We start from the raw sequence: 24,460 nt of genomic DNA, 5'->3' as shown, positions 1-24,460 counted from the left end.
TTAATTTATTTACTAAAACTGCTCTAACGAGCAAAGTGCCTGTAATTAGCCTTGTTACCTATCTCTTTATTAAGAATTTCACAATGACCAGAATACGTTTCTCCTTCTTTATAAATTAGTAAGTTCTTGTATTGACTTTTGAATTAAATAATTTGAATCTTTTAACCTCTTTTCTTTTACTGATTTTTCACAACTAAAAAAAGAATGAAAGGGGTAAGAATAAAAACATATTTTTTCATTGATTTTGATTAATGATTTGTGTCAAAAATAAAATAATGATTAGTATAAAAATAGAATGAAATTAGCCTGTTTTTATAATTTCCTAAAATGCTTTGGTAGAAATCCAGTCATTTCATTGAAGATTCTGGTAAAATGGCTTTGATCTGTAAACCCGCAATAATGTGGAATTTCAGTAAGCGACATTTTTGAGTTTTTTATTAATTCGAGACTATAATCAATCTTTAGTTTACGTTGATATTCTCCTAATGTACAAGAAAAGTATTTTCTGAAAAACTTTGAAATTGTAACAGTATGCAGACCTACTACTTTAGATCTTTTATTTAAAGACATTGATTTATACCAAGTATCAATTAAGTGGTTCTTTTAAAATTAGTATCGAGTTTGGGGTGTCTTTAATATATGATTGGTTTAGATTTTAGGAGGTTTGGTAGTTTGTGTATGAGACGATTAAAGCCTTTTAAAATGTCTTTTAATTTATACACAAAAAAAGAAGGTCTAAAAAGTGATGAACTTTGTTATCAGAGTAAAGCGAAGAACCTCAGCTCACTTGTAATGGCTAAAAATCAACGATTTAAAAAGATCCTATACTTATAGAACTACTAATAAGACGAAAAACATTTTGTTAAAATGTTGATGTCATTCTGAATGCAGCGAAGAATCTTATTCATCTAAAAATTAAAACTTTTAGAGACTCTTCATTGCATTCAGAATGACATTTTTAATACCTTCTTAATTATGCATACTACAAACCTTCTACTGTACGGGTTTTTCCGTTTGATATTTACAATACCATGCATTCCCTGGATTAGCGCTATCTGTCATTCTAACAAATAATGTAGAGGCTGTTACTTTTATAATTTCAAGTTTGCTAACACCCACATACCAACTCATAAAACCATTGTTAGAAATACTTATGGTAGTACCTCTATAATCTCCAGCAACTGTTGCCGTAGAAGAAGCTGGTATCATCGTTACGTTTTTAACACCAAATAAAGATGGTGCTACATCTTCGCCGTGGCAAGAATCTCCAGCCACTCCAATTGAGGCAGCAAAATCTCCTGGTGTATAGGCAGATCCTACGGTTTGCTCATATAACAAATTTCCTTCTGTAGGTTGTGTAAATACAAATTCAGCATCATACATACATAATTTGTCTGCATGCCATGCTGTAGATGTAAACCATTGCGAATAGGTGTGTTCGCCACCTGGCTGAGTTTCATTTGGCCCTAAACCAATATTACCAATCTTATCGGCTGCCCAATACCATGTTTTGCTTAATCCTACGCCTCCACTTAATAGGTCTTTTGCTTCTTGGTCTTCAAAGTTACTTACTACGTCTATGTTAATGGACTTGGTTGAGGAAACACCACCAATACCAAAGGCTATTGCTGTTACTGTATAGGTATTAACCCCGAGCTCTGCAAAGACAAAGCTTTGTTTGCCTTCGGGAGCAGCAATTCTTTCTCCATTAATAAGATATTGGTATGAAATGGCGTTATCTGCGGTGGTTATGAATTCTACCATGCCACTTCCATCACCGTTAGGATTGCTTGCATCGGCTCCTACAATCACAGATGTGATTTCAATATTAGTAGGTGCTATGATGTCTCCCACTTCATAATCGTCTTCTTGACATCCAAAAAGAACTCCAACTAAACTGAAAATTGTTATTAATAATTTTATATTTTTCATAATTCTAGTTTTAAAATTTAGGTGACTTTAATTTATGTCAATATCGTCTACGTAAATCGTATAATTATCCGATCCATCTCCTTCTGTTCCATTATCCATAATTAGGACAATATTTGTGAACTCAATATTTAGGTCAATTCCAGAAAAATCAAAAGTCAGTTCTTCCCATTGATTTGCAATGCTACTAGTTGCTGTTATTTCAGCTGAAGGTGTTGCGTTATCGTCTTCAAATTTTAACAATAAATTTAATCCAACTCTGGGTGACCATACTTTTGTTGTTACTGTAGTTGAATTTACGAATGACAATGGTTGGGTTGGCGTAATTACAGAACCGCCCCAAGTTTGTCCTGCATCTTTTACTAATTTTGCTACCATACTTGAGGTATTGCCATTATTAGGATCTTGATCGGGATTCGTTATTATGGAAATATCGCCACCATCAAAACTTCTTAAAGCTTGTTGGGGCTCAAAATTTAAAAAGGACCTCGATGAAATATCATCAACATAAATTGTGAAATTATCAGAACCATCTCCCTCCGTTCCGTTGTCCATGATTAGTACAATATTTGTAAAATCTAGGTTGGTATCAATACCTGGAAAGTCAAAAGTTAATTCTTCCCATTGATTTGCAACGGTACTAGTTGCTGTTATTTCAGCTGAAGGTGTTGCGTTATCGTCTTCAAATTTCATCAATAAATTTAGCCCTACTCTAGGTGACCATACTTTAGCCGTTACGGTAGTTGAGTTTACAAAAGAGAATGGTTGTTCAACAGAAATTACAGAACCGCCCCAAGTTTGTCCAGCGTCTTTCACTAATTTAGCCGCCGTACTAGAGATATTGCCGTTATTAGGATCTTGGTCGGGATTGGTGATTATAGAAATATCACCCCCATCAAATGATCTTAATGTATAAGGCGTTTCAAAAGTAATAGGTGTGGCACTTTCTCCTGTAACGGGAGCTGCTTGTTTGATATTATCGATATAGAATGTCCAATCTGAACCTCCTGCGCCTTCTGTTCCGAGGTCAAAGATTAAAACGATATTTTGATACGCTTCTGCGGTGTCAATAGCACTTAAATCGAAAGTCACTTTTTCCCAATCACTATTTCCAACCAATGTCACTTCAGTCTCGAAGAAGATATTTTGAGGATCTACAGGATCTTCAACTTTAAACAATAGTTTTCCGCCAGATCTAGGTGACCAAACATCCATAGTGACTAGTTTTTTTGCAGTAAAATCGATAGGTGCGGACATTTTAATTTGATTTCCGCCCCAAACTTGTCCAGCATTTTTTACAATTTTAGCAACTGTAGCAGAATTGTTATTTTCATCTATTTGAGGGTTCTCTTCAACTGTTATCACGCCACCATCGAAACCTAATAAAGCGCCTGTATCTATAAATTCAAAATCGATAGGAAAGTCTGTAGGTGAGGACACTGTTATAACCTGATTGATTTCAGCAGTTTCTGCCCCGCCACTTAAAGCTACAACTCTAATGGTATAATCTCCAACGGCTGGATACTCAAAACTTACCGTTCCGTCTAACATTAAAGGTGTTGGTTCTTCGTCTATTATAGATGTATCAAAAAAGACATTAAATGCTGCTGCAAAATCTGCAGTTGCAGAAACATTTAATTTAAAAGGATTAGAAGCGTCTATTTCTGCGGTAACAACCAAGTTTTCTGGAGCTCTAAATGAGACTATCAATTGTTGTGTTGTTTCTGTTTTTAAACCTGTAAGACCAATAGCTTCAACGGTAATGGTATATGTGCCTTCTGCATATATATGTTCTGCACTTTCTCCTTGATCTACTTCGGCTAATTCTTCTGTTCCATCTCCGTAATTAACATGATAGGATGACGCATTTGTTGCGTTTGGTGTAATGGTTACCAAACCTGAATTATCTTGTGATAAATTCAATGTTACTGTAACATCTGCCGGGGCTGTGATTTCGTTTAAATAATCTAAACTACGGTCATCATCGGTACAACCAGCAAAGACCAGTAAAAGTAAACCGAGACTAAATATATATTTTAATGTTTTCATAATTTATGATTTTTTTAGTAGTTGGAGTTTTGTTCCCATCTGTTACCTGCTAATTGAATTTCAATTGAGGGGATTGGAAAGACTTCATGTTTTCCTGTAACAAACCCATCTATTTCGGTTGCTGCTCTACCTGTTCTTACTAAATCGAAAAAACGGTGACCTTCACCAACTAACTCTACCCGACGTTCGTTATATATATCGTTTGTTAGGTTTGTACCAGATGTGGTAACATCTGCTAACATAGCTCTTGTTCTTACTCTGTTTAGATAAATTTTTGCTCGATCGTCACTTATGTCGCCCCTGTTTAAGGCTTCTGCAGCCAATAATAGTACATCAGCAAAACGAATGGCTCTATAATTATTTGGGTTAGTTAAATTGGCATCTCCCGTATTTAAATCTCCTTGACGTGCTATATATTTTCTGTTATAATATCCTGTATGTTCAAAGCCTTCTTTAAAAGTAGCTCCTGTTTCTGTAGCCCAGGCATTAATGTCTAATATGGAGTATTCTAAACGAATATCACCATCTTCAAAAGCATCTACTGCTTCTTGCGTTGGTACATTGAAACTAAATCCAGATTCAAATAAGGTACCATCATAGTTTCTTATGCCATTAAAACCGACAGCCACATTACCTCCACTGCATTGTAAACAGTCAAAACTTGCTCCTTCTTCATCGGTATATTGTATTTCGAAAACGGACTCTATGTTATTTTCATTATCGTTTTCAAACATGGTATTAGCTGTTTCTGTAGGAAGTAAATCTAAAGGGATAGATGGTGCACTATTAATAAGGTTTTCTAAAACAGTAGCCGAATCTGAAAATTTATCTTGATACAAATAAACCTTACCTAATAAAGCTTGTGCTGCAGCTTTAGTTGCTCTGCCTTTTTGTGCTTGAGTATTGGGTAAATTTGATACTGCAAATGTTAAATCGTCTTCTATTAAAGCATAAACATCAGCTTTGGGTGATTTGTCAATTTCTAATTCTTCACCAAATTGAACTCTTTTATCTATAATTAATGGGATGTCACCAAACCACTTTACTAGTTCAAAATAATAATAAGCTCTTAAAAACTTTGTTTGAGCTAGTACGTTATTTTTATTAGGAAAATCTGTTTTATCTTGAAATTCCAGAATGTAGTTAGCTCTGCTAACGCCTCCATACATCCAGGTCCAAATGTCTCTTAATTGAGCATTTACAGGTGTATGTATCATATCATCTATTTCCTGAATTCCAGGAACGTCTGTTGCGCTTTCTCCTCCTGCCAGCGTATTATCTGATGCTATTTCACCAAGCATGACATTTAAATAGGTTGATTGCAATAGATCGTAAGCTCCAATTAATGCGTCTTGGTAATCTTGTTCTGAGTTAAAGAATTCATCAGATATTTCGTCTGGAGATGGCACATCTACAAAATCGTCGCTACATGACGTTGCCAAAACGAGAACGATTAAGATATTTTTTATTATAAATTTTTTCATAATACCAGTTTAAAATTTTAAATTAAGTCCTAATAAGAATGTGCTTGCGCTAGGATAAAAACCCTGATCTATACCGCCACCAATTGGATCTCCTGAAGACGCTGCTGGATCGTAACCTCTATATTCGGTTAGAGTCACCAAATTACTTGCGGAGATATATAGTCGTAACTTACTTATTTTAGAATCCTCAAGAGCTTTGTTTGAGAAGCTATAACCGAGTTGTACATTCTGTAATCGAACAAAAGACCCGTCTTCTACAAAATAATCTGAAAATAAGGTGTTTGATGTAGCAGCCGTAGTTACTCTAGGTGTTGTGTTTGTTGTGCCTTCACCATTCCAACGATCTAAGAAATATGTTGGTTTGTTAACTAAATTTTGATTTCTTTCATAATTACGAACAATGTCGTTGCCAATAGAGGCAAACGCATAAGTTGCAAAATCGAAGTTTTTATAATCTAAAGAGATGTTTATACCCATGGTGGCGTCTGGTATGGGATCTCCGAGGTTTATTCTATCATCGCTATCTATTATATTATCTCCATTTTGATCAACAAATCGTAAGTCACCTATTTGTGGTGGATTTGTTGCGGTTGGTGTGGCATTATTAAATTCGTCTTGATTTTGGATGATGCCATCTGTTTGTAAACCGTAGAAAAAACCTATTGGGAATCCTGCTTCCATTCTTGATGGCGGAAATTCTTGTCCAACACCAAAATCACCCCCTTCAACAAAGCCACCATCGTTACTTACTGAAATAACCTCGTTATCTAAAGTAGTAACGTTATACCTGATACTAAATTTAAAATTATCATTAAAATTATCTGAATAACCAATGGCAAACTCCAGTCCTGTGTTCTCAACAATTCCTGCGTTAACAAATGGTGATGCCGATCCTGGTGCGGATGCTCCTAATATACCTGATACTTGAGGTTGTACTAATAAGTCTTCTGTTCTTTTATTAAAATAATCTACTGTAATATCTACCTTGTTATTTAAAATCCGAGCATCTAATCCAATATCCAGAGTTTTTTGCTTTTCCCATTTAATTTCTGGATTAGCAAGACCACCTATAGATAAACCAATGGCCTCCGAATCATTATTATTAAATGTATAGGCGGCCTGACCATCGTTTAGTGAAATATATTTGTAATCTGGAATTCTATCGTTCCCTAAAACCCCATAAGAGGCTCTAAACTTAAGCAAATCGAAAACGTTACTGTCTGATAAAAAATCTTCATCTGAAGCTACCCAACCAATAGATCCAGAAGGGAAAAAGCCAAATCTATTTTTTGGTGCAAATTTGGTTGAACCATCACGTCTAACGACTGCTGATACTAAATATTTTCCTTTATAGTCGTATTGAACTCTAGCGAAGTAGGACAATAGTCTAGAATCGAACGTGTCATTTCTTCCCATATTCCCTGCATTAATGTTTCTAACATCAGATGCTTGTTCAATGGATGCGTTTATAATATTATTATCTGTAATGTCAAACCCATCAAATCCAGTATATTCTCCTGTAGTTTTAAATACGGATGTTCCTAATAAAACATTGACATTATGAATGTCGTTAAACTTATTTTCATACTTAATAAAAGCATCAAAGGTGTAATCTCTAAAATAATCTAATCTTTCAGAAATTTCGCTTCTATCTTTATTAAATACTTTTCCGCTTCCATAATTAACCGTAGGTCTAAATATTTTTGATGTAACTTCTGAATAATTAAATTGAATATTAGATTGTACCGTAAAGTGTTCTAAGAAGTTATAAGATAATCCCGCATTACCACTTAGCTTCATAACTTTACCTCTATCATAGGTATTTGCCATTTGTGCTATGGGGTTTATGACTTCATTACCTAAGCCTTCTGCAATTGTAAAGGCGCCCGTTTCATCTCGAACTCTTTTGGTAGGATCCATATTTAAGGCATTAAATAAAACAGACCCTAAGTCATTTTCAAGAAGGTTTCTTTTATTCGTTCTCATTAAAGTTAAACCCGAAGTGAGTTTAAAGTTCTCAAGAAAATCTAAATTATAAGTAGCAGCGTTTGTAAAACGTGTAAAGTTTGATTTATTACCACCAACAATTCCATCTTGTGTTAAGAATGAACCGCTATAAGAATAGGATGATTTTTCACCTCCGCCTTTTAGCAAAATACTATGGTTTTGTATGGCTGCGTTTTCAAAAACCTCATCTTGCCAATCTGTTCCTTGCCCTAAAATGGCTAAGTCTCCAAAAGGAGGTTGACCACCACCAGATGCAAATGCTTCATTTATTACTACAGCGTATTCTGTAGCATTAAGTACTGGTATTTTACGTGTTGTTTGTTGAAAACCTCCATAGGCGTTATATTCTACTGTTAAAGGCATATTTTGGCGTCCTTTTTTGGTGGTTATTAGAATAACCCCATTGGCTGCTCTTACACCATAAATACCTGCGGTTGCATCCTTAAGGATGTTCATGCTTTCAATATCACTGGGGTTTATAACACTTAAGTCTTCAATAACATTGCCATCAACTAAAATTAATGGTCTGCTATCGCCATTTGTAGAAACGCCCCTAATACTAATGGTTGCACCACCACCAGGCGAACCAGACTGGGAGGTTATATTAACCCCAGCCACTTGCCCTTGTAGTGCTTGTTCAATTCGTGTTGGTTTAAGCGCTTCAATGGTTTCTGCACCTAAAACAGAAACGGCGCCTGTAATTTCTTTTTTGGTTTGTGTACCATAACCAATTACGACGACTTCGTCTAGTTGGGCAAGGTCTTCTTCCAATTGGATCGTTAATTTAGAATTATCGGTAATAACAAATTCTTTTGTTATATAACCGATGTAACTAAATGATAGCGTAGTACCTATTTCGATATTGGTAATTGTAAAATTACCATCAAAATCTGTTACTGCGCCTTTTGCTGTGTTTTTAACAAGTACATTAACTCCTGGTATAGGGAATCCAGTATTGTCTTGAACATTTCCACTTATGTCTATATTTTGCGCACCAGAGTACGTAAAAAAGAATAAGGTTAAAATTTTGAAGAGAGTTCGTCTCATTTTTAGTTTAGTTTTTTGAGTTTTAGTAAAGCTAGTTATAGTATTTATTGTATTCTTATTTTATACCTCAACAAAAAACATACATGATAAAAAAAATGACACTTTATTGATAAACTCTTAATTGACGTGGGTTTTTATTCGTGAATTCTTTGTTTTGTGATATTTTAAAAGTACGAAAAAACATCAATGTTGTGGTAATGTATGGGTAATAAAAGCAAGTGTTTTGATACTATATTTCCAAAATATAGTCTGTTAGGCTGGATTCATGAGGCAAATCCATTTTTTTGCGAAGTCTATAACGTTTAACCTCCACACTTCTGGAAGATATGTTAAGTAGTGGTGCAATTTCTTTTGATGATAGATTGAGCCTTAGATAAGCACATAATCTCAAATCATTTGAAGTAAGAGCTGGGTGTTCTATTTTTATTTTTTTAAGAAAATCTTTATCAGCATTATTAAAAGCTTCCTCAAAAACATGCCAATCATCTGTATTATTTAGATTCCTATCAACTATCTTAATAACATGTTTTATATTATTAATGTCATCAATATTTTGTAATTCTTTTTTTATGCTATTCAAAAATTCGTTCTTTTTAATTAAACTCATTGTTGAAATACCTAGTTCGCGGTTTTTGTTATCAATATCTTGTCTTAATTTTTCGTTATTAAAACGCATTAACTGTTGTTTGTTCTCTAATTCTTTTAATTCTAGTTCTCGCGTCGTTTTTTGTAATAGTGCTTCTCTTTGTTTTCTGTAATAACGTTTATAGATATTATGCATGATTAATGAAAACAATAAAACTAAAAACACATAAGCAAATAGCATTGTTTTAGAAAGATACCAAGGGCTTTCAATATTAAAGCTATAGGACGCCACATTTTTAGTGATGGTGTTGCCTACTCTAGCTCTAACATTAAAGACATAATCGCCATAAGGCAAATTTTCGAATAGTGTTTTAGATCTGGCAGACCAATTACTCCAATTTGGATATATGCCTTCCAGTTGATATTGATATTCTGTATCGAGATATTTTTCAAATTCTGAAACACTGTATGTAAATTCTATATTGTTATCTTTATTTTTAAAGCCTCCATTAGTATTTTTGTTTACAATTTCTGGACTTGAAATGATACTCTGTTTTGTTATCAAATTAATTGAAATATCATAAGCTCTATTAGATCCTTTATCTAGATCTATAACCACAAAACCTGTTGAGGTTCCTATTAAATACTTTTTATTATTGAGATACGATATGTTTTCGTAACCTGTTAAGCCTCTTGGTAATGACTTGGAATAAGGTATTTTACTAACTTTTGGAATATTACTTAATTTTCCAGGAGAGATGTAATTTAAATCTTTTAAAGAAAAACACCACAGGGTATTGGTCTCTTTATTAAACTCAAGTCTCCCCGAGGTATAATCTTCTTCTGTGAATAAGGTGCTTAAAACAGTGTCTTTTAAAAACTTATTCACTTTTGTATTATATTTTAAGACGCCTTTTTTATGAATGTATAATAGATCATTATTATATTTAATAATACTGGAGTTTAATTCTTTACCAAGATCTGGATCCTTTTTAATTTCTAAAACTTTTGTAAAATCATTATCCACATCAATTTTAAAAACACCTTTGTACTCATGACTAACAAAAATTTGACCATCATAGATCTCAAAAAATTTACTTGAGAGGTTAAACCCTTTTATTTTATTTCTAAATACCCATGTATTATTAATTTTCTGAATAATGTATAAGCCATCGTAATTACCTTGTAATAATAGGTCTGTTTTATCTATGGGTTTTATATTCCAGGTACCTTGTTGTGTGCCTTTGATTTTTTCTGCTGTATGATTATTTATAATAGATGTTCCTGTATCATGACCACAAAATAATGTATTATCTATTATAGTTAAACACCAAACAGCTTCTTGTATACCTTCTACAAGTTTAAATTTTTCTTTTTTACCCTGAGGCTTATAAAACAAACCTTGATTTGTACCTATATACAAATTATCATTAAAAACGGAAGAGGTGTATATGGTTCCTATTTTACCTTCTTCATCTGTATAAATACTAAAAGAAGATTTCATATTCACGCAATTAATGCCGTTTTCTAAAGCCAACCAGATATTATTTTCAGCATCTTCAAAAACACCATGCACCGTATTATTACTTAATCCATGCACGGAGTCTATGTTATAATTTATGGTGCCATCTGCGGTTAAGTGCAAAATCCCATTAGACCTCGTACCTAAAATAAAACTATGGTCTTTTAACCGAATGCTACGAAATACACTTACTTCTGATAATTTTTTGTTTGCGGGGATATCCCATTTAGAAAGGATTCCATTGTCTAAAACATAAAACCCGTTATTTTCGGTTTCTATTAAAAGATGACTGTTTATGCTAAAAATATTAACCAGTCTATTTTCTTTAAGAATTACATTATTGGAAACTAGTTTTGATGCCCCATTCTCGATTTTGTATATACCGTCTTTGGTTTTCTGATAATAAATAGTTTCATCAACTTTGAATATTTTATAGATAATAGTATCAGAATCGATGATGCTGTAGGAAGCATCTGTTTTATTGTAAATATAAATTCTCTTTAAGGATTGAAATAAAATATAATCATCTATACTTATAATGTTCCAGAATTCTTCATCTTCTAAAAAATCGACCTTTAGTTTTTTAGATAGTGATGTATAATGCAGTTGCCCCAATTTATTTCTTTGCCAATACCCGAACTCTCTGTTACTACCAGTATATATTAAATTATCTATAACATTAACCGACCTTATAATGGTTTCGTTAGGCGACATATATAATTGCCAATTTGCACCATTAAACTCAAGTAACCCTTTATTATTAGCTACATAAATATAATTTTCTTTGGATTGAGAAATGGACCAGTTTTGAGTTTCGGCTCCATAATCTTTTGGTGAAAAAATTTCAATAGGAGGACGTTCTTGAGCATGTATAAAACTACATGCCAAAACACAGATATTAAAGAGTAAAAAATAAAACTGTTTCAAAAATCATTAGTTGTTGTAGCACTAAGATACTAAAAATAAGATATGTAAGAGATGTTGTATGGTTTTTGTATGGGTAAAACACGAGTTGTTAATTAACAAAAAACCCACTACAAGAGCGGGTTTAGTTTTAAAAAATAAATAAATCTAGTCTGTTTATTTGTCCATCTGTTTTATTCTACCCCCTAATACTTTACTCTCATCGACACGTTCGGGTTTGCCGTAAATAAAGATATCTCCTCCAGCTCTTATTTTAGCATTAACAAGAGTTTTAGCGTGAACATGTGCTTCTCCAGCGATTCGTATTGAAACATCTGTAATATCTGTTTTAAGTGCTTTTCCTTCGTAAAGGCCTCCTGTATAAATTGATATATCCTGATGTTTGGCTGTTCCCGAGGTTGTAATATTAGAACCTGTTACCGATCTAATATTTGCATATTTTACATCTAGTTTTAAGTCTATTTTTCCACCTTCTTGGGCATTTAAATCTATTTCAAATTGTTTGATAATATCTTTTGAATGTACTTTTGCACCTTCGTTAACATCAATAACATCTATAGACTCATAGTATAGTTGTGCTTTTGTTTTATTGCCATCGAAAGCTTTTTCAAGTTTCAGTTTAATTTTTAGTGTTCCGTTTTTATTGTTTATAAGAACATCTTTGTTATTTTTTCCTGAAATAATAATTTTATTTTCATCAGATTTAATAAGTTCAACTTCTATTAAATCATACACTTTTAAGTGTGTAAATTCTCCAATTGATTTTTCAATTGGTTTTTGTGCTACAGCTATTGTGGAAACTAGGATTGCTAATACTACTATTAAACGTTTCATGGCTAAATTTTTTATGTTTTTTGATTTAAACGTAAAGTTATCAATAATTATTCCTTTTTTTAAAATTAAAGAATTTTTACTGCTGTTCCTGTAATAGATACTATAATTAAAACTGAAGTTGGATTTGTTTCTACATCAATACAAATCCCAACGACAGCGTTGACTTTTAAATTAATAGCATTTTCTTTAAGTTTTTGAAAGGCTTCTTCTTTAAATAGTCTTGTATTGTGTGACCTTCTACCGAACTCGTTGTTGTTAAAACCATAATTTATTTTATTAGTGAAACTCAATTTTGAGAAGTCTGCAAAGCGTATTCAAAATTGTAAGTTGAACTAATCCCAATTTTTAGCGGGATCTAGGTTTAATACCTTTTATTGGTTTTAGCAATTGTTACAAAAAAATTAATGTTACTATTCAATTTCTTTTTTGCCTACTAAATTAAAATCAAGATGTTTTTTAACTAAATCTGTATTTTTAACTTTTACAACAACTTCGTCACCAAGTTGATACATTGTTTTTGTGTTTCTGCCTACCATGGCGTATTGGTCTTGGTCGAATGCGTAATGATCGTCTTTCATATCGCGAACACTTACCATTCCTTCACATTTATTAGAAATGATTTCAACATAAATTCCCCAATCGGTTACACCAGAAATAACCCCTACAAACTCATCATCTTTATGGTCTTGCATAAATTTAATCTGCATGTATTTTATAGAATCTCGTTCTGCTTTTGTGGCGAGGTTTTCCATAGCACTAGAATGATTGCATTTATCTTCATAAGCCTCTTCACTTGCAGATTTACCTCCATCTAAATACTGCTGTAATAAACGGTGTGCCATCACATCTGGATATCGACGAATAGGTGATGTAAAATGGCTATAATAATCGAATGCTAAGCCGTAATGGCCAATATTATGTGTGGTATATTCGGCTTTACTCATACTTCTAATGGCTAAGGTATCAACAAGGTTTTGCTCCTTTTTACCATTAACTTCTTTGAGTAAATTATTAAGTGATGCCGATGTGGCTTTTCTATCTTTAAAATTAAGTTTGTAGCCAAATTTAGATACAACACCTTGTAGGTTCGCTAATTTGCTATCATCTGGCTCGTCGTGTACCCGATAGACAAAGGTTTTTTTAGGATCTTTTTTACCAATAAATTCGGATACTTTACGGTTTGCTAAAAGCATAAATTCTTCAATAAGTTTATTAGCATCTTTACTGGTTTTAAAAAATACGCCTACTGGATTGCTTTCTTCATCTAAATTGAATTTTACTTCTACTTTATCAAAAGAAATGGCACCAGAACTCATACGTTTTCTGCGCATAATTTTAGCTAACTCATTCATTTTTAGAATGGCATAAGCTATTTCTTTTGGTGTTTGATATTCTTTTTCTGTGAGTGATACTTCTTTTGGTATGGTATTATTAATTTCACTAATGTTGTGGATTTCTGCTTTTGCAGGAATGGCAAGACCCATGTTATTTTCGATAATAGCCTGGGCTTCTTCATAAGCATATCGGGCATCACTATAGGTCACTGTACGACCAAACCATTCGTTTTTAATTTCGCATTTATCATTCATTTGAAAGACAGCAGAAAAGGTATATTTTTCTTCATGCGGACGTAACGAACAGGCTTTATTTGATAATACTTCAGGAAGCATGGGCACTACTCTGTCTACTAGATAAACAGATGTGGCACGTTCGTAAGCTTCATCATCTAAAACGGTACCTTCTTGTAAATAATGGGATACATCTGCAATATGGATGCCTATTTCGCATAAGCCATTATTTAGGACTTTAAAAGACAAGGCGTCATCAAAATCTTTAGCATCTTTAGGATCAATTGTAAAGGTTAAGTCTTTACGCATGTCTCTACGTTTAGCGATTTCATCGGCTGTAATAGAGGTATCTAATTTATTTGCAAAATCTTCTACTTCGTGTGGAAATTCATGAGGCAAACCATACTCGGCTAAAATAGAATGGATCTCTGTATTATGGTCTCCTGGTTTACCAAGTACTTGGATTACTTTGCCATAAGGTGAATCGGCTTTTTCTGGCCAATCTTCAAGTTTTACTAATACTTTATCGCCGTCTTCTGCTTTAAAGGTCTTGTTAATGGGAATAAAAATATCTTTATGCATTTTTGGACTATCTGCAATTACAAAAGCATAATTACTGTGTAATTGTATAACACCAACATATTCGCTTTTATCGCGTTTTATAATATTGGTTATTTCTCCTTCTAATTTTCCTCGTTTTCTACGTTTATATACATAGAATTCGACTTCATCACCATTTAATGCTTTATTAATGTTATTAGATGCTATAAAAACATCATCGTCGAATGCATCACAAATAATATAACCAGACCCTTTGGCAGATAAATCTAAAATACCTGTATGATATTCTGTATTAATAACGGCTTTAAATTTTCCGCGTTCTACTTGTATAATCTCTTGTTGAGCAGCAAGTTTTGCTAAGGTTTTTATAATTTTATTTCTGCTACTGGCATCATTAACACCTAGTTTAGCAGCAATTTGTTTATAGTTGAATGATTGGTTTCTATCTTTTTTTAAAATACTTAGAATGGTATTTGTTAAGTTGGAAATTCCTTTTTTTGATTTCCCTTTTTTCTTTCTTGTCATTTATAATTTAATTCATAGTCGTTTCCTAAAGATATATAGGAATTAATTATTTTAAACTTAATAAGAGGCGAAGTTATTTGTATTAAGTTTTGTGCAAAGTTACATTTAAAATATTTAATCGTATTTTTTTAATGTTATGCTATAAAAAAGAAAAGGTTTCTATCTACATAGAAACCTTTTCTTAATGTTATTTTTATTACTTGTTAGTAAGCGCTATACCCCTTATTTTTTAATAAACTTAAAGGTGTTTCCGTTTTCAAATTTTAGAAAATACAATCCATTGAGTGATTTTTTAATATCAATTTTTTCATTATTAGAGATAATTCCACTACTTATTTTAGTTCCTAAAATATTATAAATTGTATAATTTTCTGTTCTGGGTAATCCGGAAATTTGAATAAAATCTGGGGAAGGGTTTGGATATAGTCTAATATTAGAGGATATTATATTCTCTCCTGTTGAAAGCGTGCCTAAAGTGAATTTAGAAATTTTAGATTCACCATTTTCAGCGATATACAAATCGTTTCCATTAATTGCCATTCCAATGGGGTTATCTAATCCAGTAACCACATCTGTAGTTGTTGGCATAGCTGTGGTGATGTCTATTTTAGAAATTTTGGTGCCTTCGGCAATATATAAATCATTTCCATTAAGTAAAATTCCATAAGGCCTATCCAATCCCGTTATCACATCTGTAGTTGTTGGTGTTGTTTCGGTAATGTCTATTTTAAAAATTTTGTTTTCACCGTATTCAGCGATATACAAATCGTTTCCATTAATTGCCATTCCAGTAGGGCGATCTAATCCCGTAACTACATCTGTAGTTGTTGGTATAGCTGTAGTGATATCTGTTTTAGAAATCTTATCACTTTCACAAAAATACAGATCATTTCCATTAAGTAAAATTCCATTAGGCCTATCCAATCCAGTTATTACATCTGTAATTGTAGGATTCGTTTCGGTTACGTCTATTTTAGAAATCCTGCCTCTTTCTAATGAAAAATACAAGTCATTTCCCCTTAATGCCATTTCAAAAATACCTGTCAATCCTACAATTATATCTGTAATTGTTGGCGAAGTTTCTAAAATGTCTATTTTAGACATTGTCTGAAATTCAGCAATATATAATTGGTTTCCATCAAGTAGGATTCCGGCAGGACCATTTAATCCAGTTACTACATCGGTTTGTGCAGTAAGTTTGATACAGCTTAAAAATAGAATTGTTAGAGTAAAATAAATTCGTTTCATAATTATTTAGATATTAAAGGGGTTATTTTGTTTTATATTAGTCTTCGAAATTTACAGCCTTGGTTGTAAATTTCGAAGCGTTTAGTTTTTTAATTGATAGGAATTATATTTGGTTGAAATGTTCGTTATCATCATTTAGTTTGGTAGTAAAATAAGCCTGATTTTAGATTCATTTTTACTTAAAACTATAGATTGAAAATTTATAGTTTATTTTTTAATAAACTTAAAGGTGTTTCCGTTTTCAAATTTTAGAAAATACAATCCATTGGGTGATTTTTTAATATCAATTTTTTCATTATTAGAGATAATTCCACTACTTATTTTAGTTCCTAAAATATTATAAATTGTATAATTTTCTGTTCTGGGTAATCCAGAAATTTGAATAAAATCTAGGGAAGGGTTTGGATATAACTTTATATTGGATACTTCTATATTTTCATTTATTGAAAGTGTACTTAAATTGAGCTTAGAAATTCTGTTGCCAGAAATTTCAGAAATATACAAGTCATCTCCATTTAATACCATTCCAACTGGACCATCTAATCCTGTTACTACATCTTCTACTGTTGGTATAGCTACATTAATGTCTATTTTAGAGATTTTGTTACCATCTAATTCAGCAATATATAAATCATCTCCATTAAGTACCATTCCAACAGGCTCGTTGAATCCGCCAGCTGCAAGGACTGGTGTTATTGGAATTGCTGCAGTAATATCTATTTTTGAAATACTATTGCCATAATATTCACTAATATACAAATCATGTCCATAGAGTACTATGTCGAAAGGCCTATTCAATTCATCTGATGCTACTACCTCTTTTGTTGTTGGTATAGTTGCGTTAATGTCTATTTTAGAAATTTTGTGTCCAGTATTTTCAGCAACATATAAATCGTCTCCATTAAGTACCATTCCAGCTGGAGCATCCAATCCTGTTACTACGTCTTCTGCAATTGGCGTAGTTGCATTAATGTCTATTTTAGAAATTTTATTTCCAGTAATTTCAGAAATATACAGGTCGGTTCCATTAAGTACCATGTCAAAAGGGCGACTTAATCCAATTATTACATCTGTTGGTGTTGGCGTGGTTGCATTAATGTCTATTTTAGAAATTTTACCTTCATCAATATCAGCAATGTACAAGTCATTTCCATAAAGTATCATTCCAGTTGGGCTATTAAATGCTACTACTACTTCTGTAGTTTGTGCGATAAGTTTAAAACAGCTTAGAAATATAACTATGGTAAAAAAATAAATTTGTTTCATAATGTTTAAGGGGTTAAAATGGATAATTAAACTAATTTTTTGACTAAAATTTTAATGGTCTTAGGGCTAAACAGAATTCTTTTTTAAAAGATTAAATCATTTTATTTTTCATACAAAACTCCGATATTTAAATTTGTTTTTCGTTGATATAAATCAAGAACGTTTAGTAAGTTTTTTTCTAATTCTACTTACAGTTTCTGGGCTAATACTTAAACATGAAGCAATGTCATATTGAGGAATTTTATATAAAAGCCTTCTATTTGAGTTAAATAATTTTAAATACCTTTCTTTAGCATTTAAAAGTCTCAAGTCATCAAATTTTTTCTCTGCTAAGACATATAGATGTTCAGTGACTTTTTTCTCTATTTTACTAATGAATAAGTATTTATTAGATAGTTCTTCAAGTTTTTCACGATGGATTGTATGGATTGTACAATTCTCAATACAAATGATGTCTTTAGTGGATTTCTTTTTTGTTAAATAACTGCGGTAGTCTGCTACAAACTGATTTTCAAATATAAAATCATCAATGAGTTCTTTTTCTTTACCAATTGTGATACTTTTTAGGAGTCCTTTTTTTACAAACCCAATGGTATTACAAATGTCTCCATGTTTTAAAAAAATATCGCCTTTTGAGTATTCTTCTATATAAAATGAAGATGAAAGAATTTGAGCTTCGTTTGTTGTAATTTTAAAAGTGTCTATAAAAAAATTATTCATTTACCTATAATCATTTAATGAAGTATTATGTTTATCTCTAATAGATAGATACTATGTGCTATCTGAAAAGAGTGAAACACGATTACTCTAACTTGTTACCGCTAGTTTTATTAATTCTTTTATGACTATGGGAGATTTGACTTATAAAACAGATAAGCAAAAATTAAAAGAAGGTTTTGTTTTATGTTATTATTTTATGAGGTTTAACAAATATAAAAACGATTGTAAATCGTAAAACCCTCTTTATTTTTCTACTTTTTTTATAATTTATTCAATTATTAATTTTTTAGTGGCTTTCCCTTTATTAGTTATAACTTCTACATAATAAAGGCCTGTGGATAAGTTTGATGTATTAATGGTTTCTTTTTTAGTGGATTTTATAAACTTACCTAAATTATTGTAGATAGAGATTTTCTCTAAGGCTAGCCCCTTGTTTAATTTAATGGTTGTTTCATTTTTAGCTGGATTTGGAGCCATGTTAAATTGAGATAGGACGAAAGAATCTGAGGCTAGTAAAGTGCTTAAATTGTAAACGCGTACATGGCCAGAAAGATTTTCATTGTCACTATTATACGGTGCTCCAATAGCAAGGATAGAACCATCTGAAGAAAGAGATATGCTATATCCTGATTGATCTTCTGGGGCTTTTCCATCAATATCACTACCTATCTTTTTCCAAGACCCCGAGTTGTTCTTATAAATACGTACATGACCTGAATCGCTACCATTACCATCATTTTTTATTGCCCCAATAGCAACTATAGATCCGTCAGAAGAAAGTGATACACTATAGCCTGATTCATCATCATCAGCTTCTTCATTAATATCATCACCTATTTTTTCCCAATCGCCTGTGGTACTATTATACTCATAAATCTTTACGAGTCCTCCAGTAGCTCCAATGGCTAAAATATTACCATCAAAGGAAAGTGAGACACTCCAACCTAATCTTTCAGCCAGATCTTCACCTGTAAAGTCACTGCCTAACTTTGTCCAAATACCCGATTTGTTTCTATAAACACTCACTTGACCAAAAAGCAAGGTAGTAGCAAAATTTTTAGCTCCAATAGCAACGGTAGTACCATTGGCAGAAAGAGACACGCTATGACCAAATCGATCGTTAGTTGCTTCCCCATCAATATCATCTCCTATCTTTTGCCAATCGCCCAACTTATATTCATAAACCTTAACATGCCCTGAAAAAGAACCATTCTCTCCATTATGATGGGCTCCAATAGCGACAACAGAGCCATCTTGAGAGAGTGATACGCTATTACCGGATTGATCAGGGCTTGCTTCCCCATCAATATCATTACCTATCTTTTCCCAAGAGCCTGAATTATTTCTATAAACCCTTACATGCCCAGAAAAAATACCATTTTCTTTATTAGCAATAGCTCCAATAGCAACGGTAGAACCATCTTTTGAAAGAGATATGCTGTAACCTGATTGATCACCTTCTGCTTCTCCATCAATATCACCTATTATTTTCCAATCACCAGATTCATATTTATAAATTCGCACGTGACCTGAATTATTACCATTGCTATCGTTAAAAGGAGCTCCAATAGCGAGTATAGAACCATCTTCAGAAAGCGATACACTATGACCTGAAAAATCATCAGCGACTTCACCATTGATGTCAGAGCCTATTTGTGTCTGACCTAAACTAAAAAAAGGAATAAGTAAAATTAAGAATAGGTTTTTTTTCATAATATTTAAGGGGGTAAAAAGAATTATTTAAATTGTTTTTATTTCTTTTAAATTAGCTTGAAACAAAATTAAGTAGGGTGAATGACAGCCCTATGTCAACTAGATTAAATTAATTTTATAAAATATCTTGAAAGATTATAAACATATTTTATAATCAGAATTTATGAAGTGTTCTTGCTTTTTATGTGTTTTGACCATGATAACTTATCGACATTAATTAAGATTTCCTGTATTATTTAAGGTTATTTCTTTGCCAGTCAGTCGCAAATGTACCTTGTGGCTAAAGAGTTTTGGTTTTAAAGTGCAATCTGAAAATTGCTTATTCAATTCTTCATTAGAAAGTTGATAGTATTTTTCCATTTTATTTTTAGTTATATGAATTGTTTTCATCTATTGATATTTTAATTTCAATAGTATGACAAAACAAGTATATAAAACGTGACAGGTTTAAAGAAAAAGTGATGTTAACGTATTCTAAGATAACCCCAAATATTTAAGCCGCTCATAGCGTTAATTGAACGGACAAAGATCGATGATAAAAATTATCCCAAATGGATTAAAACTTGTCTGTAAAGGATATATTGAAAAGTAATTGGCAGTAAATACTTTAACAAGCTTATTTCAAAATCTGTTTAGTTTATTATCATGAAGGTTTCTTATGGAGTAACCGAGTAAGCTTAATAGATAAATCGGTTAAAATAATTTTAGAATTACCATTACGTTCAATATGATAAATAGCGTCTTGAAGTTCGTCGCTAATTTCTAAAATATTGTTGCCATGTATAAAAGGCGCAAAATTTTCTAGTTTAAATTTTGGTGCTTTAGGTTCTAAATAAACTAAATCTGTAGCATTATAATTTAGTAGTAATGCCTGTCTAAAAAAATCTAAGCAAAAATGTAAGAATTGTTTTTGTGTTTCTCGTCCTGTTTTGGCTATGTCTTCGCTCCAGGAAATAAGATCGTGTATGGCTGCTTTATTTCCTTTTGCTTTAAAAGCGCTTCGAATCCAGAAAATAAACCATTCTTCAAATTGTAAATCTTCAGAATCTTGATATACCAAATCGCAGGCTTTATTATAATTTCCATTAGATTGATGCGCAATTTTGGTAGCAACAGGTAGATCTAAGCTATAATTTTTAACTAAAGCTTCTTTTATAACATCTTCTGCTAAAGGCGGAAAATGTAATATTTGGCAACGTGACCGTATCGTATTAATTATTTGTTCTTCATCTTCGGCAATAAGAATAAAAATGGTTTTATTCGGCGGTTCTTCAATAAGCTTTAAAAGTTTATTAGCACAAGCAATATTCATCTTTTCTGCCATCCATATAAGCATGACTTTATAGCCGCCTTCGTAAGATTTTAAGGTTAAAGATTTTACAATATCGTGCGCTTCATCTACGCCAATTTGTCCTTGCTTATTATCAACACCAAGTAATTTATACCAATCAAAAAGGTTTCCATAAGGTTGTTCTTTTATCAACTGGCGCCATTCTTCAAGATAATTACTAGAAACAGGGTGGCTTTTTGCTTTATCGCTTGTTGTTACTGGAAACGCAAAATGCAGATCGGGGTGCGATACATTTTTAAACTTTAAGTTGCAAGCGTCATTTCCTGTTGTGTTTTTTCCACCAGTATTCGAGCATAAAATGTATTGAGCATATGCTAATGCCATTGGTAAAGAGCCACAACCCTCATTTCCAACAAATAATTGTGCATGTGGAATCCTACCATTATCAACACTCTGTGTTAAATGATTTTTAATGTGATCCTGACCTAAAACATCTTCAAAAAGCATGAAACAAACCTACACATTTTTTATTAGATGTTAAAGCGTAAAAACGATAAGTAAAGCGGATAATCTTGTTATTTCTAAAAATGATTTCTTATTCTTGTCAAGATGCTTTTCGGTTTTTAACATTAAGTTGTAATAAACACAAAATAAATCGACTTATTTTTATATATTAAAACAAACGCAGATCAATTAAAATGACTCAAAATGCTATTCTTTTTATTCCTGATATTTCGGGGTTTACAGAATTTGTACATCATACAGATATTAGTCACAGTAGACATATCGTTTCGGAACTATTAGAATTATTGATTGATGCTAATACCATGGATTTAGAGTTAGCTGAAGTTGAAGGTGATGCGTTGTTTATGTATAAGATTGAGGATCAGGTTGATGTTTTAGCTATCGAGAAGCAAATTGAAGCTATGTATATAGCGTTTCATGCACATATTAAACGCTATGAATATCAGCGTATTTGTCATTGCGGTGCCTGTTCTTCTGCGTATAATTTAAAAATCAAATTTGTTGTGCATTATGGTGAAATAGAATTTATAAAAGTTAAAGATTCTAAAAAACCTTATGGAAGTCCTGTGATACAAATTCACCGTTTACTTAAAAATAATGTGCCTTTAGAAGAATATGCTATTTTCACTGAAAATGTTCAGCCTAAAAATGACGAGAATAAGCTAATTGCAGAATACGATTTTGGAAATATTACATTTTCATACAATCCGTTATCGCATTTAAAAGAGAGGCTCTCAGAAATTGAACCCATCCCAAATGATGTTCCTAAACATAAATTATATGATGAAACAGAATTAGTCAAACTTCCAGCTTTAGAGCTTTATGAGGTTATTAGTAATTTTGATTATAGGTTACTCTGGGTTAAAGGCGTTAATAAATTAGAGTACGATAAAAATAAAGTGAACCGTGCTGGGCAAAAACATAGATGTTTAGTCAATAAAAATGAGGAAGTAGAACAAACCACTGTTAGAAAAACGGTAAACAAAAACCAATTAGTTTATGGTGAGTCTACAACCAATGTTCCATTTACAAAACGCATGAATAATTATTTCGTTTTAGAAGAAGCAGAAAACGGATATACCAGGTTACGTATTGAGGTTTTTGCAGATTTTAAACCTTTTGGTATCCTTATGAAACCCCTGATGAAAAATAACATAAAAAAAATTATTTCAGGAAACATTAAAGCCCTTATTCAACTGATTAACTCTGGATTTTCAATAAAAAAGTAGTGTAATAATCGATTTATTAATAATCTTCGTGAGCTATATCGTTTTCGTTAAAAAACAGGTTTTATAGCTGTTTTTAATTAGTTACATTTGTGTTCCAATTAGTTAAAAAGAGACAAAAGAATATAAATAAAACATTTATATATAGTTCGTATTTCTATAGTTTAGAGAACTATTAAATAGATGTTACATTTAACAATTAAAAAATAATAAAACCGAACAAATGAAAACGCTTAACGATTTTAATTTTGAAAATAAAAAAGCATTAATTCGTGTAGATTTTAATGTGCCTTTAAATGAAAATTTTGAAGTAACAGACGCTACAAGAATTGTATCTGCAAAACCAACTATTATTAAAATTTTAGAAGACGGTGGGAGCTGTATTTTAATGTCGCATTTAGGACGACCAAAAGGTTTTCAAGATGCCTTTTCATTAGGTCATATTGCAAAAAAAGTTGAAGATATTTTAGGTGTTGAAGTAAAGTTTGTAAAAGATTGCGTAGGCGCAGAAGTTGAAGCAGCAGCGGCAAGTCTAGAACCAGGACAAGTTTTACTATTAGAAAACTTACGTTATTATAAAGAAGAAACAGCTGGCGATAAAGATTTTGCAGAAAAATTGTCTAAACTAGGTGATATTTATGTAAATGATGCTTTTGGTACAGCACACAGAGCGCATGCATCTACAACTATTGTTGCAGAATTTTTTCCAGAAGATAAATGTTTTGGAAGCTTATTAGAACAAGAAATAAAAAGTATTGATAAAGTTATGAAAACTGGAGAAAAACCAGTTTTAGCAATACTTGGAGGGGCTAAAGTATCGTCTAAAATCACAATTATAGAAAATATTTTAGATAAAGTAGATCATTTAATTATTGGTGGTGGTATGGCATTTACCTTTATTAAAGCGCAAGGCGGAAAAATTGGTAATTCTATTTGCGAAGATGATAAAATGCCATTGGCTTTAGAGATCTTAAAACAAGCAGAAGAGAAAAATGTACAAGTACATATTCCTGTAGATGTAATTGCTGCCGATGATTTTAGCAATGATGCTAACACACAAACTTTAGATATAAACGAAATTCCAGATGGATGGGAAGGTGTTGATGCCGGACCAAAATCGAGAGAGCAATTTCATGAGGTCGTTATGCAATCTAAAACGATTCTTTGGAACGGCCCGTTAGGCGTTTTTGAAATGGAAAGTTTTGCTGGAGGAACGATAGAATTAGGAAACTCAATTGCAGAAGCAACTAAAAATGGTGCGTTTTCATTAGTTGGAGGTGGTGATTCTGTTGCGGCTGTAAAACAATTTGGCTTTGAAGATAAGGTAAGCTATGTAAGTACTGGTGGTGGTGCGATGCTAGAAAGTTTAGAAGGTAAAACGTTACCAGGAATAGCTGCTATTTTAGAATAGTTTCGAAGTTAAATAGGTATACATT

17 protein-coding genes are annotated in these 24,460 nt (G+C 32.2%); 2 read left to right on the top strand and 15 right to left on the bottom strand.

Annotated elements, in window-relative coordinates:
* Positions 1–312: 312 nt before the first annotated feature.
* The 15 genes from Q4Q40_RS14350 to Q4Q40_RS14280 all read right to left on the bottom strand — a co-directional run bounded on the left by Q4Q40_RS14350 (position 313) and on the right by Q4Q40_RS14280 (position 21,780).
* The gene (locus Q4Q40_RS14350) at positions 313–570 is read right to left on the bottom strand and encodes a helix-turn-helix domain-containing protein (RefSeq protein ID WP_303302573.1); all 258 of its coding nucleotides are present in this window, start codon (positions 568–570) and stop codon (positions 313–315) included.
* A 423-nt stretch (positions 571–993) separates the two neighbouring features.
* Complete coding sequence (locus tag Q4Q40_RS14345; RefSeq protein ID WP_303302572.1) at positions 994–1,932, bottom strand: hypothetical protein; 939 nt, start codon at positions 1,930–1,932, stop codon at positions 994–996.
* A 27-nt stretch (positions 1,933–1,959) separates the two neighbouring features.
* Positions 1,960–3,978, bottom strand: a complete 2,019-nt coding sequence (locus Q4Q40_RS14340; protein WP_303302571.1) for a hypothetical protein — start codon at positions 3,976–3,978, stop codon at positions 1,960–1,962.
* Positions 3,979–3,992: 14 nt separating this feature from the next.
* On the bottom strand, positions 3,993–5,462 hold the full coding sequence (locus Q4Q40_RS14335) for a RagB/SusD family nutrient uptake outer membrane protein (RefSeq protein ID WP_303302570.1): 1,470 nt from the start codon (positions 5,460–5,462) through the stop codon (positions 3,993–3,995).
* Positions 5,463–5,471: 9 nt separating this feature from the next.
* On the bottom strand, positions 5,472–8,516 hold the full coding sequence (locus tag Q4Q40_RS14330) for a SusC/RagA family TonB-linked outer membrane protein (protein WP_303302568.1): 3,045 nt from the start codon (positions 8,514–8,516) through the stop codon (positions 5,472–5,474).
* Between the two features lie 229 nt (positions 8,517–8,745).
* The gene (locus Q4Q40_RS14325; protein WP_303302567.1) at positions 8,746–11,511 is read right to left on the bottom strand and encodes a triple tyrosine motif-containing protein; all 2,766 of its coding nucleotides are present in this window, start codon (positions 11,509–11,511) and stop codon (positions 8,746–8,748) included.
* 192 nt (positions 11,512–11,703) lie between these two features.
* Positions 11,704–12,381, bottom strand: a complete 678-nt coding sequence (locus Q4Q40_RS14320; protein WP_303302566.1) for a head GIN domain-containing protein — start codon at positions 12,379–12,381, stop codon at positions 11,704–11,706.
* A 65-nt stretch (positions 12,382–12,446) separates the two neighbouring features.
* Positions 12,447–12,671 carry a heavy metal-binding domain-containing protein gene (locus Q4Q40_RS14315; protein ID WP_303302565.1) on the bottom strand — a complete coding sequence of 75 codons (225 nt, stop codon included), beginning with the start codon at positions 12,669–12,671 and terminating at the stop codon, positions 12,447–12,449.
* Positions 12,672–12,791: 120 nt separating this feature from the next.
* Positions 12,792–15,035, bottom strand: coding sequence for a ribonuclease R family protein (locus Q4Q40_RS14310; RefSeq protein ID WP_303302564.1), 2,244 nt, complete (start codon positions 15,033–15,035; stop codon positions 12,792–12,794).
* Positions 15,036–15,257: 222 nt separating this feature from the next.
* Positions 15,258–16,283 (bottom strand): T9SS type A sorting domain-containing protein, encoded by a 1,026-nt coding sequence (locus Q4Q40_RS14305; RefSeq protein ID WP_303302562.1) that lies wholly within the window; start codon positions 16,281–16,283, stop codon positions 15,258–15,260.
* Between the two features lie 207 nt (positions 16,284–16,490).
* Positions 16,491–17,549 carry a T9SS type A sorting domain-containing protein gene (locus tag Q4Q40_RS14300; RefSeq protein WP_303302561.1) on the bottom strand — a complete coding sequence of 353 codons (1,059 nt, stop codon included), beginning with the start codon at positions 17,547–17,549 and terminating at the stop codon, positions 16,491–16,493.
* Positions 17,550–17,702: 153 nt separating this feature from the next.
* A complete protein-coding gene (locus Q4Q40_RS14295; RefSeq protein WP_303302560.1) occupies positions 17,703–18,269 on the bottom strand; it encodes a Crp/Fnr family transcriptional regulator in 567 nt (188 codons plus the stop codon).
* A gap of 267 nt (positions 18,270–18,536) precedes the next feature.
* Positions 18,537–19,982 carry a T9SS type A sorting domain-containing protein gene (locus Q4Q40_RS14290; RefSeq protein WP_303302559.1) on the bottom strand — a complete coding sequence of 482 codons (1,446 nt, stop codon included), beginning with the start codon at positions 19,980–19,982 and terminating at the stop codon, positions 18,537–18,539.
* A 213-nt stretch (positions 19,983–20,195) separates the two neighbouring features.
* The gene (locus tag Q4Q40_RS14285) at positions 20,196–20,372 is read right to left on the bottom strand and encodes a hypothetical protein (protein WP_303302558.1); all 177 of its coding nucleotides are present in this window, start codon (positions 20,370–20,372) and stop codon (positions 20,196–20,198) included.
* Positions 20,373–20,625: 253 nt separating this feature from the next.
* Positions 20,626–21,780 (bottom strand): DNA polymerase III subunit, encoded by a 1,155-nt coding sequence (locus Q4Q40_RS14280; protein WP_303302557.1) that lies wholly within the window; start codon positions 21,778–21,780, stop codon positions 20,626–20,628.
* 191 nt (positions 21,781–21,971) lie between these two features.
* Between Q4Q40_RS14280 and Q4Q40_RS14275 the strand changes: the two genes are divergently transcribed.
* Both Q4Q40_RS14275 and Q4Q40_RS14270 read left to right on the top strand, forming a co-directional pair.
* Positions 21,972–23,027, top strand: coding sequence for a DUF2652 domain-containing protein (locus Q4Q40_RS14275; protein WP_303302556.1), 1,056 nt, complete (start codon positions 21,972–21,974; stop codon positions 23,025–23,027).
* 220 nt (positions 23,028–23,247) lie between these two features.
* Positions 23,248–24,435, top strand: a complete 1,188-nt coding sequence (locus tag Q4Q40_RS14270) for a phosphoglycerate kinase (RefSeq protein ID WP_303302555.1) — start codon at positions 23,248–23,250, stop codon at positions 24,433–24,435.
* Positions 24,436–24,460 lie beyond the last annotated feature (25 nt).

The sequence above is a fragment of the Flavivirga jejuensis genome (genome assembly GCF_030540765.1).
Taxonomy (GTDB): domain Bacteria; phylum Bacteroidota; class Bacteroidia; order Flavobacteriales; family Flavobacteriaceae; genus Flavivirga; species Flavivirga jejuensis.
This window is presented reverse-complemented; position numbering and strand designations above follow the sequence as displayed.